Below are 14,064 nucleotides of genomic sequence, written 5' to 3'. Positions count from 1 at the left end.
TCATTCTGCGCCCCGGCGCCACCGCGCGTTTGCGCAGGTCCGGCCGGTTGTCAGTGGCCGGGTGCACGATGGGGGCATGGCAGGCGCTGCGCTCGACTCGTTCTCCCCCGCGACCCGCTCGTGGTTCACGGGGGCCTTCCGTACGCCCACGTCCGCGCAGGAGGGCGCCTGGCGGGCCATCGCGGAGGGGTCGGACGTGCTCGTCGTGGCGCCGACCGGTTCCGGCAAGACGCTGGCCGCCTTCCTCGCCGCCCTGGACCGGCTGGCATCCCAGCCGCCGCCGGCCGAGCCGAAGAAGCGCTGCCGGGTGCTGTACGTGTCGCCCTTGAAGGCGCTCGCGGTGGACGTGGAGCGCAATCTGCGCAGCCCGCTGACGGGGATCCGGCAGGAGTCGGCCCGCCTGGGGCTGCCCGAGCCGGACGTCCGGGTGGGGATCCGCTCCGGGGACACCCCGGCCGCCGAGCGCCGGGCACTGTCGCTGCGTCCGCCGGACATTCTGATCACCACGCCGGAGTCGTTGTTCCTGATGCTGACGTCGGCGGCCCGGGATGCGCTGTCCGGGGTCGAGACCGTGATCCTCGACGAGGTGCACGCGGTGGCGGGGACCAAGCGCGGCGCCCATCTGGCCCTCTCCCTGGAGCGGCTGGACGAGCTGCTGCCGCGCCCGGCCCGCCGGATCGGGCTGTCGGCGACGGTGCGGCCGGTGGAGGAGGTGGCCCGCTACCTCGCGCCGCGCGGCCGGGTGGAGATCGTGCAGCCGCCGTCGGCCAAGGAGTTCGACCTGTCGGTGGTCGTTCCGGTGGAGGACATGGGCGAGTTGGGCGGTTCCCCCGCCACGGAGGGCCGGGAGGGTGGGGACAGACCGTCGATCTGGCCGCATGTGGAGGAGCGGATCGCGGACCTGGTGCAGGCCCACCGCTCCACGATCGTCTTCGCCAACTCCCGCCGCCTCGCGGAGCGGTTGTGCAACCGGCTCAACGAGATCGCCTACGAGCGCGCCACGGGCGAGCTGCTGGGCGAGGGCGCGCCGCCGCCGGCCGAGATCATGGCCCAGTCGGGTGCCGCGCAGGGCGCGCCGCCGCTGCTGGCCCGGGCGCACCACGGCTCGGTGTCGAAGGAGCAGCGGGCGCTGGTGGAGGAGGACCTCAAGGCGGGCCGGCTGCCGGCCGTGGTGGCGACCTCCAGCCTGGAGCTGGGCATCGACATGGGCGCCGTGGACCTGGTGGTGCAGGTGGAGTCGCCGCCGTCGGTGGCCTCGGGACTCCAGCGCGTGGGGCGGGCCGGGCACCAGGTGGGCGCGGTCTCGACCGGGGTGGTCTTCCCCAAGTACCGGGGGGACCTGGTGCAGGCCGCGGTGGTCACGGAGCGGATGCGGACGGGGGCGATCGAGTCCCTGCGGATCCCGTCCAACCCGCTCGACGTGCTCGCCCAGCAGCTGGTCGCGATGACGGCCATGGACACCTGGCAGCTGGACGACCTGCTCGCGCTGGTGCGGCGGGCGGCCCCCTTCGCGGCGCTGCCCGAGTCGGCGTTCACGTCGGTGCTGGACATGCTGGCGGGACGCTACCCGTCGGACGCGTTCGCCGAGCTCAGGCCCCGGGTGGTGTGGGACCGGGTCGCCGGGACGATCACCGGCCGGCCGGGCGCGCAGCGTCTCGCGGTGACCTCCGGCGGCACCATTCCCGACCGCGGGCTCTTCGGGGTCTTCCTCGCGGGCGCCGATCCGAAGAGGGGCGGCGGCCGGGTCGGCGAGCTCGACGAGGAGATGGTCTACGAGTCCCGCGTGGGCGACGTGTTCACCCTGGGCACGACCTCGTGGCGGATCGAGGACATCACCCGCGACCGGGTCCTGGTCACCCCGGCGCCCGGGGTGCCGGGCCGGCTGCCGTTCTGGAAGGGCGACCAGCTGGGCCGCCCCCTGGAACTGGGCCGTGCGGTGGGCGCGTTCCTGCGCGAGCTCGGGGCGCTCTCCGAGGAGGACGCCCGGCTGCGGCTGCTGGCGGCGGGGCTCGACGCGTGGGCCGCCGGCAACGTGCTGGCGTACCTCGCGGAGCAGCGGGAGGCCTGCGGGCACGTGCCGGACGACCGGACCATCGTGGTGGAGCGGTTCCGCGACGAGCTGGGCGACTGGCGTGTCGTCGTGCACTCCCCCTTCGGCGCCCAGGTGCACGCCCCGTGGGCACTGGCGCTGAGTGCCCGGCTGGCGGAGAAGTACGGTATGGACGCCCAGGTGATGCACGCCGACGACGGCATCGTGCTGCGCCTTCCGGACGCCGACCTGTTCTCCATGGACCTGGACCTCCTCGACCACGATCCGGCCCGGCCGCCGTCGTTCGAGTTCGACGACGAGCAGGCCCCGCTGGGCGCGGCCGACGTCGCCTTCGACCGGGGGGACGTGGCCCAGATCGTCACGGACCAGGTGGGCGGCTCGGCGCTGTTCGCCTCCCGGTTCCGCGAGTGCGCGGCGCGGGCGCTGCTGCTGCCGCGGCGCAGCCCCGGCAAGCGGACCCCGCTGTGGCAGCAGCGCCAGCGGGCCTCGCAACTGCTCCAGGTGGCCTCCGAGTTCGGGTCCTTCCCGATCGTGCTGGAAGCCGTGCGCGAGTGCCTCCAGGACGTCTTCGACGTGCCGGGCCTGACCGAGCTGATGGGGGACGTGGAGGCGCGCCGGGTGCGCCTGGTCGAGGTCACCACCCCCGAGCCCTCGCCCTTCGCCCGTTCCCTGCTGTTCGGGTACGTCGCCCAGTTCCTGTACGAGGGTGACTCGCCGCTGGCCGAGCGGCGGGCGGCGGCGCTGTCGCTGGACTCGCGGATGCTGGCGGAGCTGCTGGGCCAGGCCGAGCTGCGCGAGCTCCTCGACGCCGAGGTGCTGGAGGAACTGGAGCGGGAGCTCCAGTGGCTGACGGAGGACCGGCGCGCGAAGGACGCCGAGTCGGTGGCCGATCTGCTGCGCCTGCTGGGCCCGTTGACGGACGAGGAGCTGGCGGAGCGGGGCGCGGAGGCGGGCTGGGCCGCCTCCCTGGAGGCCGCCCGGCGGGCGATCCGGGTGCGGATCGGCGGCGCGGAGCACTGGGCGGCGGTCGAGGACGCGGGCCGGCTGCGGGACGCGCTGGGCACGGCCCTGCCGGTGGGGGTCCCCGAGGCGTTCACCGAGCCGGTCAAGGATCCGCTCGGCGACCTGCTGGCCCGCTACGCCCGTACCCACGGCCCGTTCACCACGACCGCCGTCGCCGCGCGTTTCGGCCTGGGCGCGGCCGTGACCGAGGGCGCCCTGCACCGGCTCGCGGCGGCCGGCCGGGTGGTGCAGGGCGAGTTCCATCCGGCGGGCATCGGCCAGGAGTGGTGCGACGCGGCGGTGCTGCGCCGGCTGCGGCGCCGCTCGCTGGCGGCCCTGCGCCAGGAGCTGGAGCCCGTGCCGCCGGCCTCGCTCGCCACCTTCCTGCCCCAGTGGCAGCACCTGGGGGGCGGGTTGCGCGGGATCGACGGCCTGGCGCGCGCCGTGGAGCAGCTCCAGGGGGCCCCGGTGCCGGCCTCGGCGCTGGAGCGGCTGATCCTGCCCTCCCGGGTCGCGGGGTACACGCCGGCGCTGCTGGACGAACTGACCACCACCGGCGAGGTGGTGTGGGCCGGTGCGGGGGCCCTGCCGGGCAAGGACGGCTGGATCTCCCTGTACCTGGCGGACGCGGCCCCCATGCTGCTGCCGGAGCCGCACCCGCTGGATCCGGGCCCGCTGCACCAGGCGGTGCTGGAGGCCCTCTCGGGCGGGTACGGCCTGTTCTTCCGCCAGCTCACCCAGGCCGTCCGGGCCCGCCATCCGGAGGCCACGGACCTGGAGCTGTCCTCGGCCCTGTGGGACCTGGCCTGGTCGGGCCGGCTCACCAACGACACCCTGGCCCCGCTGCGCTCCCTGCTGGGCTCGGGCCGCACGGCGGGCGCCACCGCCCACCGGGCCCGCCGCACGGTCCCGCGGGGCCGGTACGGCAGCCTGAGCGCGACCGTCTCCCGTACGGGCCCGCCGACGGTCTCGGGCCGCTGGTCGCTCCTGCCGGCGCAGGCCCCGGATCCCACCCACCGCGCCCATGCCCTGGCCCGCACCCTGCTCGACCGGCACGGGGTGGTCACGCGCGGGGCGGTGGCGGCCGAGGGCGTCGAGGGCGGCTTCAGCGCGGTGTACCGGATCCTGTCGGCCTTCGAGGACAGCGGGCAGGCCCGCCGGGGTTACGTGGTGGAAGGGCTCGGCGCGGCCCAGTTCGCGATGGACGGTGCGGTGGACCGGCTCCGCGCGGCCGAGCGGACCCCGCCACCGCTGGCGGCGGTGGTCCTGGCCGCCGCCGATCCGGCGAACGCGTACGGGGCGGCCCTGCCCTGGCCGGAGCCCCCGACGGGGGCCACCCACAAGCCGGGCCGCAAGGCGGGCGCGCTGGTGGTGCTGGTCGACGGTGAGCTCACGCTCTACCTGGAACGCGGCGGCAAGACCCTGCTGGCCTGGCCGGATCCGGGCGACCCGCGCCTCGCGGCGGCCATGGACGCCCTCGTGGCGGCCTCCCGGGCGCGCACGCTCCCGGACTTGACGGTGGAGCGCATCAACGCCGCGGCGGCCCTCACCTCCCCGCTCGGCCAGGCCCTGGAGGCGGCGGGCTTCCACGCCACTCCGAGGGGACTGAGGCTGCGCAACTGAGGGGCCCCGGGCGGGGAAACGGCTTGAACTCGCTCCGGTCTCGACTCAGACACGTATGTCTTGGCCATGTCACGAAACCGCTGCCAGCCGCTCCTGGGCTGGCACTGGCGCTTATCCATGCCTTATCAAAGGTGATCACAGGCACCGCGTAGGCGGTGCACAGTCATGGGGGAGAAGAAGTGAGTTCCATCAGCATGCGCAAGACCACTCTGGCCGCGGCGGGTCTGGCGGTCGCCGGCAGCCTGGTCCTGACCGGCTGCAAGGACGGCAACGAAGAGATCCCGGCGGCTCCGGCCGCCCCGTCCGCCCAGGCGTCCCAGCCGGGCGGCTACGCCACCCCGCCGGCCGGAGCCCCGAGCTCCCCGGCCGCGGGCGGCTACGACGGCGCCTCCGGCGCCCCCGCCGCCGGCGGCGGTGCGGTCGCCAAGTCGGGCCAGGCCTTCAAGATCGGCGAGGCGGCGACGGTCCCGTTCAGCTACGGCAGCAACAAGGGCGGCCAGATCTCCATCGCCGTCACCACCATCGAGCAGGGCAACCCGGCCGACCTGGCGCCGCTGAACCTCGGCGACAAGGCGAAGGGCCTGGTTCCCTACTACATCCGCTACACGGTCAAGAACACCGGCACGACGGACCTGTCCTTCACCTCGGTCGGCCACATCAAGGGCCTCCTCGCCGACGGCACCGAGGCCGACAAGGTCTCGATCATCGGCAAGTTCGAGAAGTGCAAGGACGACTCCCTGCCGAAGGGCTTCGTCAACGGCCAGTCCCAGACCAACTGCGTGCTGGCCCTCGCGCCGGCCGCTTCGAAGGTCTCGGGCGCCGAGTACTGGGGCGACCCGTACAACAACCTGGCCTCCCCGCCCCAGAAGGGCCTCACCTGGAAGTGATGAGCGGCCCTGTGGGCCCTCACCCCTCCTGATCGCGCGAACCCCCTGCGGCGGCACCCCGCCCGGGGGGTTCCGCGTTCCCCAGGCCCCGGCGGCGGACAATGGCCCCATGCCCGAAGGAGACAGCGTCCACCGTGTGGCGGCCCGCCTGCACGCCGCCCTGGCCGGCAAGCCCCTCACCCACGCCGACCTGCGCGTCCCCCGCTTCGCCACCGCCGATCTCGCCGGCCGCACCGTCCTGGACGTCACCCCGCGCGGCAAGCACCTCCTCGCCCGCCTCGAAGGCGGCCTCACCCTCCACAGCCACCTCGGCATGGACGGCGCCTGGTACGTCTTCGCCCCGGCCGAGAAGTGGCGCGGCGGCCCCCACTACGAGATCCGGGCCGTGCTGGCCGCCGCGGACGCCACCGCCGTCGGCTACCGCCTGCCGGTCCTGGAACTGCTGCGGACCCCCGACGAGGGGCGCGCCGTGGGGCATCTGGGCCCCGACCTCCTGGGGCCGGACTGGGACCCGGACCGGGCCGCCGCGAACCTCCTCGCCACACCCGGCCGCCCCCTCGGCGAGGCCCTGCTCGACCAGCGCAACCTCGCGGGCATCGGCAACATCTACAAGTCCGAGCTCTGCTTCCTGGCCGCCGTCACCCCCTGGACCCCGGTGGGCGAGCTGCCCGACCCCGAGGTCACCGCCGTCCGCATCGCGGCCGCCGCCCAGCGCCTGCTCGCCGCCAACACCGGCCACGGCGGCCACCGCAACACCACCGGCCGCCACCGGCCCGGCCAGGAGCTCTTCGTCTACGGCCGCGCCCGCCGCCCGTGCCTGCGCTGCGGCACCCCCGTGCGCGAGGCCCCGCAGGACGGCCGGCCCACGTACTGGTGTCCCCGCTGCCAGTCCGGCCCCACCCCGGACCGGCCAACCAATTGACGGGCCGTCAGATACGCTCGTACCGTCCTGGCATGCCCACACCCATCACCGCGTACGACCTCACCGGCCGCACCGCGTTCGTCACCGGAGCCGCCGCCGGCATCGGCAGGGCCACCGCGCTCCTGCTCGCCGGAGCGGGCGCGTCCGTGCACTGCGCGGACCGCGACGAGCGGGGGCTGGCCGAGACCGCGGCCATGATCGGCAAGGCCGGCGGAGCCGCCACCGCCCACCCCCTCGACGTCACCGACCGCGCCGCCCTGCGGGCCGCCGTCGCCGCGGCCGGGCCGCTCGACATCGCCGCCGCCATCGCCGGGGTCATGCACACCAGCAGCGTCCTGGACACCACCGACGAGGACCTCGACCGGGTCCTGGACATCAACTTCAAAGGGGTCCTGCGCACCTGCCAGGAGGCCGTCCGCGCCATGATCGCCGCCGGTCGCCCCGGCTCGGTCGTCACGATGGCCTCCGGTGCCGTGGACGCCGCCCAGCCGGGCCTGCTCTGCTACAGCGCCGCCAAGGCCGCCGTGGTCCAGCTGACCAAGACCCTGGCCACCGAGAGCGGCCCGCACGGCATCCGCGTCAACGCCGTCGCCCCGGGATGGATCCGCACCCCCATGACCGCCCGCCACAGCCCCGAAGCCCAGGAGCAGACCGAGGCCGCGATGGTCCGGATGTCCCCGCTGCGCCGGGTCGGCGAGCCCGAGGACATCGCCCACGCCGTCCTCTACCTGGCATCGGACGCCTCGTCCTTCATGACGGGCCAGATCCTTCGCCCGAACGGAGGGGTGTCGATGCCCTGGTGATCCCCACCTCCCCCACGGCCCCGCCCGGGGGCGCCGAGGGGCCGCCGCGGCCTCCGCCCCGGGCCCTGCGCACGGGCCCCGGGGCGCAGTGCACGGGCAGCAGTCCCAGCCCCCAGCCGCCCATCGCTATCGCGCCCTCCACGGGCCCGGCCTCGGCCGGCACCACCGCCAGCCTCACCACGGCCCACCACCACAGCGCGCCCAGCGCCAGCACGAGGGGCACGGCCAGGGCCACGGGCCACGCCACGGGTATGCGCAGTAACAGCCGCACGGCCACCTCCCAGAGGGCCGGATACCGGTCGCGCCCATCCTCCCCCACGCCCCCGGCCCCCGCACCCAGAACGCCGGGCGCACGGCCGCACGAGGGCCCGCAGACGGCGAAGAGCCCCGGCCGGTGCCTCACGCACCACCCGGGGCTCCGCCACACCCACGTATCCGGCTCGCGGTACTCAAGCGGCTACGACGTTCACCGCTTCCACGGGCGCCTTGATGGTCACCCGCTCGGGTCCGCCCGTGACCGAGGCCACGGAGACCGAATTGAGCATCGGGCGCACCGGTGCCGGCACCGGTTCGCTTGCGGCTGCCGACTGCGCGAGCTCGGCCAGCGACAGCTCGTCACTGACTTCGCGCATCAGCTCGGACATCCGTACGTCCAACGCGTCGCAGATCGCGGAGAGCAGCTCGGAGGATGCCTCCTTCTGCCCCCGCTCCACCTCGGAGAGATAGCCGAGCGAAACTCGGGCGGACGAGGAGACTTCGCGCAGAGTACGGCCCTGGCGCTGGCGCTGCCGACGCAGCACGTCACCCAGCAGGCGACGGAGCAGAATCATCGGTGGCTCCCTCCTCTGACCGTGTAGCCGTAACCTTCACGCCCCACCGTACCGCCTCGCGCCGCGGCCGTGCGGGGAGCGATGTCGTGTTCACTCAGGGCTGCAAACATCAAATCCCCCCGTTCTGTTCCGTATCCTGCCCCCGCCGATTCTCGCGGAGTTCGCTTGAGAGCAGTTCGAGCACTGTGCGTGCACTCTCCCTACGGATTTCCGTACGGGAGCCGTTCAACCGCAGCCGGGCCGTTTTCCTGCCCCCCGGACCCGCCACGGCGATGAAGACGGTGCCCACGGGCTGCCCGTCCTGGGGGTCGGGACCGGCCACTCCGGTCGTCGCGATCCCCCACGAAGCGCCCATCACGCGCCGTACCCCGCTCGCCATCTCCGCGGCGACCTGCGCGTTCACCGCGCCTTCGGCGGCCAGCAGCGCGGCGTCCACTCCGAGGACCCGGTGCTTGAGTTCAGTGGCGTACGCCGTGACCGACCCGCGGAAGGAGCGCGAGGCACCCGGCACCGCCGTGAGCTCGGCGGCCACCATCCCCCCGGTGAGCGACTCCGCCACGGCGAGGCTCTGGTCACTCTCCGCAAGCAGGCGCAGTACGTCTTCGGCCACTCCCGCAGCACCTTCCCCCGCTCCCACGGATTCCGATGCCTCCCCCGACCCGTCCGTCACTTCGCGGCCCGCTCCTCGGCCAGTCCCGCCCGGCGCAGCACCACGGCCTGCCGGACGTAGTCCAGACCGGTGACCACCGTCAGCACGACGGCCACCCCCATCACCCAGAAGCGCAGGGTGGCCAGCGGCCCGGTCAGCGCGAGCACGTACATGCCCACCGCCGTGCCCTGGGCCAGGGTCTTGAGCTTGCCGCCCCGGCTGGCGGGGATCACCCCGTAGCGGATCACCCAGAACCGCATCAGCGTGATCCCGAGCTCCCGTCCCAGGATCACCCCGGTCACCCACCAGGGCAGGTCGCCGAGCCAGGAGAGACACACGAGCGCCGACCCCATGATCGCCTTGTCGGCGATGGGGTCGGCGATCTTCCCGAAGTCCGTGACCAGGTTGTACGTCCTGGCGAGGTGCCCGTCGAAGATGTCCGTGATCATGGCGACGGCGAAGGCCGCCCAGGCGAGCGCCCGCCAGACGGGGTCGTAGCCCCCGTCGGCGAGCAGCAGCAGGACGAATCCCGGCACGAGGACCAGCCGGATCATCGTCAGGATGTTGGCGATGTTCCAGAGGCTGGCCTGGTTGACGGCCGCAGCCCCGAGCTTCGCGCCGGGCGTGGGCCGGCGGCCGGTCCCGCCCGCCGCAGATGCCGGGACTCCGCTCATCCGGCCGCCTCCTGGATTTCCGAGAACTCGGTGCCCAGCGGCTCGGCCACCAGGTCCACGCCCAGCGTGCCGACCACCTTCGCGGTGACGATGGTCCCGGGGACCAGACCGGTGCCGTCGGTGAAGACGACCTGGCCGTCGGTCTCGGGGGCCTGGTGGGCGGCGCGCCCGTAGGCACCCTCGCCCTCCTCCGCCTCGTCGAACGGGACGACCGTCTCGACGAGTACCTCAAGAGTCTCGCCGATCCGCTCCTCCGCACGCTGGGAGGTGAGTTCCTCGGCGAGCCGCTGCATGTGCGCGAGGCGCTCGGCGACGGTCTCCTCGTCCAGCTTGTTCTCGTACGTCGCGGCCTCGGTGCCGTCCTCGTCGGAGTAGCCGAAGACGCCGATGGCGTCGAGGCGGGCGTGGGTGAGGAAACGCTCCAGCTCGGCGAAGTCCTCCTCGGTCTCGCCCGGGAAGCCCACGATGAAGTTGGAGCGGACGCCGGCCTGCGGGGCCTTGGCGCGGATGGTGTCCAGCAGCTCCAGGAAGCGGTCGGTGTCGCCGAAGCGGCGCATGGCGCGCAGCACGCCGGGCGCCGAGTGCTGGAAGGACAGGTCGAAGTACGGGACGACCCCGGGGGTCGAGGTGAGGACGTCGATCAGACCGGGCCGCATCTCGGCGGGCTGGAGGTAGCTGACGCGGACGCGCTCGATGCCCTCGACGGCGGCGAGCTCGGGCAGCAGGGTCTCCAGCAGGCGGATGTCGCCGAGGTCCTTGCCGTACGAGGTGTTGTTCTCGGAGACCAGCATGATCTCCTTGACGCCCTGCTCGGCGAGCCAGCGCGTCTCGCCCAGCACGTCGGAGGGGCGGCGGGAGATGAAGGAGCCGCGGAAGGACGGGATCGCGCAGAAGGAGCAGCGGCGGTCGCAGCCGGAGGCCAGCTTGACCGAGGCGACCGGACTGTTGTCCAGGCGGCGGCGCAGCGGGGCGCGCGGGCCGGAGGCGGGGGCGATGCCCTCGGGGAGGTCGGCGGGGGCCTCGGCGGGCTCCTCGGCGCCGTCCTGGGCGTGGCCGGGCAGGGCCACGGAGGCGTTCTGGCGCTCGGCCGGGCTGATCGGCAGCAGCTGGCGCCGGTCGCGCGGGGCGTGGGCCTCGATGTTGCCGCCGCTGAGGATGGTCTGCAGGCGGCTGGAGATGTCGGCGTAGTCGTCGAAGCCGAGGACCCCGTCGGCCTCGGGGAGCGCTTCGGCGAGTTCCTTGCCGTAGCGCTCGGCCATACAGCCGACGGCGACGACAGCCTGGGTCTTGCCGTGATCCTTGAGATCGTTGGCTTCCAGCAGGGCGTCTACGGAGTCCTTCTTGGCGGCTTCGACGAAGCCACAGGTGTTGACGACGGCTACGTCCGCGTCGGCGGCGTCCTCGACGAGCTCCCAGCCATCCGCCGCCAAGCGGCCTGCGAGCTCCTCCGAGTCCACCTCGTTACGGGCGCAGCCAAGAGTGACAAGGGCGACGGTACGGCGTTCGGGCATGGACTCAAGACTACTTCGTCCCGGCGCCGGCCCCTGCCCCAAGTCCCCCCACGACAAGATCCCCGGGAGCCGGCGGCAGGTGCCGCACGGGTCCCGGGGATCCGGAATTTTTTATTCCGCGCCGGTGGGCGCCGCTCAGGGCCGGTCAGCCCGCCTGGGCCTGGCCCTGACGGGGGTCGTTCTTGGTGTAGGTGAGCCGCTCGACCTGACCCGACTCGAACCTGTCCTTGATCTCCTTGCCGTTCACGAACAGCTTGACGGCGCCGGCGTCGCCCAGGACGAGGTCGACGGACTCCTTGTCGGTGAAGGTCTTCGACTCGCCCTGCGCGAGGGTGCCGTCGAAGAGGAGCCGGCCGCTGTGGTCCTTGGCCGAGATCCAGCTCTCGCCGACGTCGGCGGTCAGGACCACGGTGACGAGGTCCTTGGGGGCGGCCGCGATGGCGCTGTCCGAGGGCTCCGGCTTGGGGGCCTGGGGGGACTGCGGGGTCTGGGCCGGGGGCTGCTGCCCGCCCGCCGACTGCTTGGGCGCCGGCTGCGGGGAGACGGAACCTTCCGCCACCGGGTGCTTGGCCTTCTCGTCGCCGCCGCCGAAGGCGGTGAAGCCGACGAAGCCGATCACGGCGACGATGGCGGCGACCATGGCCGCGGTCCAGTTGGGCCGCTGCCGTTCGGGACGGATGCGCTCGGCGTCGAACATCGGCGCCGCGGGGGTGGGGGCCGGCCGGCCGCCGTGGGCCGCGTCGTACATCTCGACCAGGGGGACCGGGTCGAGGTGAACGGCGCGGGCGAGCGTACGGATGTGGCCGCGGGCGTACACGTCGCCGCCGCACCGGGTGAAGTCGTCCTCCTCGATCGCGTGCACGATCGGAATGCGCACGCGCGTCGTGGAGGAGACCTCGTCGACGGTGAGCCCGGCGGCGATCCGGGCCTTCTTGAGGGCCGTCCCGATGGACGGGCCTTCGACGGAACGTTCGACGAGCCGGTCCTCGGACCGTTCGTCGGTCGAAGGCCGCTCTTCTTCGGGGGAGTTGGAGTTGCCGATGGACACAAGGGCGCCTTTCGAGCGTGTAGCCACCTGCTGGATGTCCAGTCTAGGGGGGTGACGAAAGGGTCGGGCAACCGGAGGGTCCGCTTCCTACGCCATCCGTATGGCGAGGGCGCCGCCCGCCGCTGCCTCCCTCAACTTGACGCACGCCCAAGGGAAACGGTTGCCCGCCGAACCCCCTGCTCCCGGGTGAGACGGGCGGACCCCCGTTCTAAGGGGCCTCTCCCCGGATGACGGCGAGCACCCCGTCCAGTTCGTCGGGTTTGACCAGGACGTCCCGGGCCTTGGAGCCCTCGCTGGGGCCGACGACACCCCGGGACTCCATCAGGTCCATCAGCCGCCCCGCCTTGGCGAAGCCCACGCGCAGCTTGCGCTGGAGCATCGAGGTGGAGCCGAACTGGGTGGAGACCACCAGTTCCGCCGCCTGGCACAGCAGGTCCAGGTCGTCGCCGATCTCCTCGTCGATCTCCTTCTTCTGCTTCTGCCCGACCGTGACGTCGTCCCGGAAGACGGGGGCCATCTGGTCCTTGCAGTGCTGGACGATCCCGGCGATCTCGTCCTCGGTGACGAAGGCGCCCTGGAGGCGGACCGGCTTGTTCGCGCCCATGGGCAGGAACAGTCCGTCACCCTTGCCGATCAGCTTCTCGGCGCCGGGCTGGTCCAGGATGACCCGGCTGTCGGCGAGGGAGGAGGTGGCGAAGGCCAGCCGCGAGGGCACGTTCGCCTTGATCAGACCGGTCACCACGTCCACCGAGGGCCTCTGGGTGGCGAGCACCAGGTGGATGCCGGCCGCGCGGGCCAGCTGGGTGATCCGCACGATGGAGTCCTCGACGTCGCGCGGGGCCACCATCATGAGGTCCGCGAGCTCGTCGACGATGACCAGCAGGTACGGGTACGGGCTCAGCTCCCGCTCGCTGCCGGGCGGCAGCTTGATCTTGCCCTCGCGGATCGCCTGGTTGAAGTCGTCGATGTGCCGGTAGCCGAAGGCGGCCAGGTCGTCGTAGCGCAGGTCCATCTCGCGCACCACCCACTGGAGGGCCTCGGCGGCCCGCTTGGGGTTGGTGATGATCGGCGTGATCAGGTGCGGGATGCCCTCGTAGGCGGTCAGCTCGACCCGCTTGGGGTCGACCAGCACCATGCGGACGTCCTCCGGGGTGGCCCGGACCATGATCGAGGTGATCAGGCAGTTGATGCAGGAGGACTTGCCGGAACCGGTGGCGCCGGCGACCAGCACGTGCGGCATCTTCGCCAGGTTGGCCATGACGTAGCCGCCCTCGACGTCCTTGCCCAGCGCGACCAGCATCGGGTGGTCGTCCTCGGCGGCGTCCGCCAGCCTCAGGACGTCCCCCAGGTTGACCATCTCCCGGTCGGTGTTGGGGATCTCGATGCCGACCGCCGACTTGCCCGGGATCGGGCTGATGATGCGCACGTCCGGGGAGGCCACGGCGTAGGCGATGTTCTTCGCCAGCGCCGTGATCCGCTCGACCTTCACCGCCGCACCGAGGGTCACCTCGTAGCGGGTGACCGTCGGGCCCCGGGTGAAGCCGGTGACCTGCGCGTCCACCTTGAACTCGGTGAACACGTTGGTCAGCGCCGCCACCACCGAGTCGTTGGCCGCGCTGCGGGTCTTGCCGGGGCCGCCCTTCTCCAGCAGCTCCAGCGAGGGCAGGGAGTAGGTGATGTCGCCGCGCAGCTGGAGCTGCTCGGCGCGGGGCGGCAGCGGCTGGGGCTCGGGCGGGGCCTTCGTCAGGTCCGGCACCGACAAGGTCCCCGAGGCCGCGGCGGTGCGCTCGTGCGGGGCGCCGGCGGGGTCCGGCCCGGCCGCCGGGGCCGCGGGGGCGGCGGGCCGCTCCTCGCGGGCGGGCGGCACCGGGGTGGTGATCTCCACGCCGTCCCGCTGCGGGGTGATCCCCTGGGTGAGGTCGGCGACCAGCGGGTTCGGCGGCAGCCCTCCGTAGACCACCCCGTCCAGCGCGGCGGCGGCCGCCGCGGCCACGTCGACGGCGTCCATCTCCCGCTCCCCCGGCCGCGCGGCGGCCCGCCGCGGGCGGCGCCGCTTGGCCAGGGC

General features: G+C 73.3%; 10 protein-coding genes. 4 read left to right on the top strand and 6 right to left on the bottom strand.

Annotation, left to right across the window (positions count from 1 at the left end):
* Nucleotides 1-76 precede the first annotated feature (76 nt).
* The 4 genes from WDV06_RS27010 (at nt 77) to WDV06_RS26995 (ending at nt 7,287) form a co-directional block, all read left to right on the top strand.
* Nucleotides 77-4,675 (top strand): ATP-dependent helicase, encoded by a 4,599-nt coding sequence (locus WDV06_RS27010; RefSeq protein WP_395512393.1) that lies wholly within the window; start codon nt 77-79, stop codon nt 4,673-4,675.
* Nucleotides 4,676-4,854: 179 nt separating this feature from the next.
* A complete protein-coding gene (locus WDV06_RS27005; RefSeq protein WP_395512392.1) occupies nt 4,855-5,562 on the top strand; it encodes a hypothetical protein in 708 nt (235 codons plus the stop codon).
* 109 nt (nt 5,563-5,671) lie between these two features.
* Nucleotides 5,672-6,484, top strand: a complete 813-nt coding sequence (locus WDV06_RS27000; protein WP_395512391.1) for an Fpg/Nei family DNA glycosylase — start codon at nt 5,672-5,674, stop codon at nt 6,482-6,484.
* Nucleotides 6,485-6,516: 32 nt separating this feature from the next.
* Nucleotides 6,517-7,287, top strand: a complete 771-nt coding sequence (locus tag WDV06_RS26995) for an SDR family NAD(P)-dependent oxidoreductase (RefSeq protein ID WP_395512390.1) — start codon at nt 6,517-6,519, stop codon at nt 7,285-7,287.
* A gap of 449 nt (nt 7,288-7,736) precedes the next feature.
* On the opposite strand, the gene WDV06_RS26990 is transcribed toward WDV06_RS26995, so the two are convergent.
* From WDV06_RS26990 to WDV06_RS26965, 6 genes are all read right to left on the bottom strand, one after another.
* On the bottom strand, nt 7,737-8,117 hold the full coding sequence (locus WDV06_RS26990) for a helix-turn-helix domain-containing protein (RefSeq protein WP_007266936.1): 381 nt from the start codon (nt 8,115-8,117) through the stop codon (nt 7,737-7,739).
* 109 nt (nt 8,118-8,226) lie between these two features.
* On the bottom strand, nt 8,227-8,727 hold the full coding sequence (locus WDV06_RS26985) for a CinA family protein (protein WP_395512389.1): 501 nt from the start codon (nt 8,725-8,727) through the stop codon (nt 8,227-8,229).
* A 56-nt stretch (nt 8,728-8,783) separates the two neighbouring features.
* Nucleotides 8,784-9,440: a CDP-diacylglycerol--glycerol-3-phosphate 3-phosphatidyltransferase gene (gene pgsA / locus WDV06_RS26980; RefSeq protein ID WP_395512388.1), complete on the bottom strand. Its 657-nt coding sequence runs from the start codon at nt 9,438-9,440 to the stop codon at nt 8,784-8,786.
* Nucleotides 9,437-10,951, bottom strand: a complete 1,515-nt coding sequence (gene rimO / locus WDV06_RS26975) for a 30S ribosomal protein S12 methylthiotransferase RimO (RefSeq protein ID WP_395512387.1) — start codon at nt 10,949-10,951, stop codon at nt 9,437-9,439. The genes pgsA and rimO overlap by 4 nt, the downstream gene beginning before the upstream one ends.
* A 145-nt stretch (nt 10,952-11,096) precedes the next feature.
* The gene (locus WDV06_RS26970; protein WP_395512386.1) at nt 11,097-11,999 is read right to left on the bottom strand and encodes a helix-turn-helix domain-containing protein; all 903 of its coding nucleotides are present in this window, start codon (nt 11,997-11,999) and stop codon (nt 11,097-11,099) included.
* A 208-nt stretch (nt 12,000-12,207) separates the two neighbouring features.
* The coding region (locus tag WDV06_RS26965; RefSeq protein ID WP_395512385.1) for a DNA translocase FtsK at nt 12,208-14,064 on the bottom strand (1,857 nt) is incomplete at its 5' end.

The sequence above is a fragment of the Streptomyces racemochromogenes genome (assembly GCF_044129415.1).
In the GTDB taxonomy this organism is placed as follows: Bacteria; Actinomycetota; Actinomycetes; order Streptomycetales; family Streptomycetaceae; genus Streptomyces; species Streptomyces racemochromogenes_A.
This window is presented reverse-complemented; position numbering and strand designations above follow the sequence as displayed.

Coding starts and splice junctions, on each gene's coding strand:
- pgsA (WP_395512388.1), bottom strand. CDS start 9,440: ATGAGCGGAGTCCCGGCATCTGCGGCGGGCGGGACCGGCCGCCGGCCC.
- WDV06_RS26995 (WP_395512390.1), top strand. CDS start 6,517: ATGCCCACACCCATCACCGCGTACGACCTCACCGGCCGCACCGCGTTC.
- WDV06_RS26990 (WP_007266936.1), bottom strand. CDS start 8,117: ATGATTCTGCTCCGTCGCCTGCTGGGTGACGTGCTGCGTCGGCAGCGC.
- WDV06_RS27010 (WP_395512393.1), top strand. CDS start 77: ATGGCAGGCGCTGCGCTCGACTCGTTCTCCCCCGCGACCCGCTCGTGG.
- rimO (WP_395512387.1), bottom strand. CDS start 10,951: ATGCCCGAACGCCGTACCGTCGCCCTTGTCACTCTTGGCTGCGCCCGT.
- WDV06_RS27000 (WP_395512391.1), top strand. CDS start 5,672: ATGCCCGAAGGAGACAGCGTCCACCGTGTGGCGGCCCGCCTGCACGCC.